Genomic DNA, 1,658 nt, shown 5'->3' on the forward strand with positions numbered 1-1,658 from the left:
AGACAGCAACTATGGAATTGGGAGAATCCCCACAGAAAAACATAGATACTTTCTTATCTATACTAAAATATAAAAATAAATAAGTTTATAGTCAGTTAAATGACTGCTATAAACTTATTATACGAGGGAGGATATAAACATGAAAATTAAAAAAATTATATTAACAACATTATCTTGCATTATGCTATCATTTCTTTTAATAGGTTGTGAAGCAAACAATGATAAACAATCAACAAAAAAAATAAATACTGCAAGTAAACTTAGTTTACAGAAGGATGTAAAAAAAGATGTAAAAGAAGATGTAAAAGAAAATAAAATAAAAAAAGTAGAGAAACAAGAAAAAAAGGAATCCCCTAAAAGTGAAATAAAAAACAAAACAGAAGATGAAGTTCTTTTAAAAATAGGTGATAAGGGAAATAAAGTATTTGAACTTCAGAAAAAGCTTTATACTATTGGGTATGATTTAAATATAGATGGTTGCTTTGGTAATAAAACGGTAGCCGTTGTGAAAGAATTTCAAAGACAATACAAATTAATTGTATCAGGTAATTTAACTAAAAATACTCAAGAAAAATTAAATAAAGTACCTGATAAAAGAAAATATGAAGTCACCAAAACATCCTCTAGGGTTGTTACTAAAACAGCTAATGCTCAAAAATCTACTAATACATTAAAACAAAATGGGTATACTGTAATACCAAATATAAAAACTAATCCTGGAAATAGTGAACAAGTAATAGTAGTTATTGCTAATAGTTATGGCACTGAATATGCTCAATATTATGCCTATGAAAAAATTAATGGATCATGGAAAGAATATAGTAACGGGCCAGCTGTTATTGGGCGAGCAGGATTTAAAAACAATAGACGTGAAGGAGATAAATCGACACCTACTGGGAAATATGGTTTTCCATTTATGTTCGGAAGAAATTCAAATCCCGGAGTTAAATTTGAATATAGAAAAGTTAGAAAAAATGACTATTGGGTTTCTAATACAAACCTACCAGAATACAACGTTTGGATGCATTATGAAGGGAATAATGCAGTTTCTAGATTAAAAGATTTTGAAAAACTTTGGGAACAGCCTTTATATAATTATGCTGCCGTAATAGATTATAACTATTATACTGGAAGTAAAGTAATGGGTAAAGGCAGTGGAATTTTTTTGCATATAGCTCCTTATAGTGGTAGAGGTACTGCAGGCTGTGTAGGTCTTAGCCAAAGTAATTTGTTAAAAATTCTTAAATGGATGGACCCTTCTAAAAACCCTACTATTATTATGGGTGTCAGAGGTCATATTTAGCAACCAGAAGAAGTATTCTGTTTTACTCCAGTATTTTTCAGGAATTACTTGACGGCTATGACCCCAGAGGTGTAAATTTTGCCAATAATTCAATCTATTTCAAAACCTCTTCATACTCATAACAGGCATTCCCTAACAATTAAATTGATTAGGTATATTTACATTATATAGTGTATAATTGTAAATAATATATTAGTTAGTGTTTTGTATGATAAGGAGGCTGCCTAAATGAATATTGATTATGTTCATCTTTATACAGAAGAGGAATTTGAAGAAATTCAAGCAAAATATGATGGAAAGGCTGAATATGATAATGGACTAATATACTTAAGTTCAAATACATCTATACGCCATA

Annotated in this window: 1 protein-coding gene; it reads left to right on the forward strand. The window is 29.3% G+C overall.

Annotation, left to right across the window (positions count from 1 at the left end; all coding sequences use genetic code 11):
• The first annotated feature begins 139 nt into the window (after positions 1–139).
• Positions 140–1,303, forward strand: coding sequence for a peptidoglycan-binding protein (locus FGK85_RS15085; protein WP_138207972.1), 1,164 nt, complete (start codon positions 140–142; stop codon positions 1,301–1,303).
• The last annotated feature ends 355 nt before the right edge of the window (positions 1,304–1,658 follow it).

Origin of the sequence: Haloimpatiens lingqiaonensis, assembly GCF_901447495.1 — a bacterium.
Taxonomy (GTDB): Bacteria; Bacillota; Clostridia; order Clostridiales; family Clostridiaceae; genus Haloimpatiens; species Haloimpatiens lingqiaonensis.

Excerpts from the sequence above, each read along its gene's own strand:
- FGK85_RS15085 (WP_138207972.1), top strand. The coding sequence starts at position 140 with ATGAAAATTAAAAAAATTATATTAACAACATTATCTTGCATTATGCTA.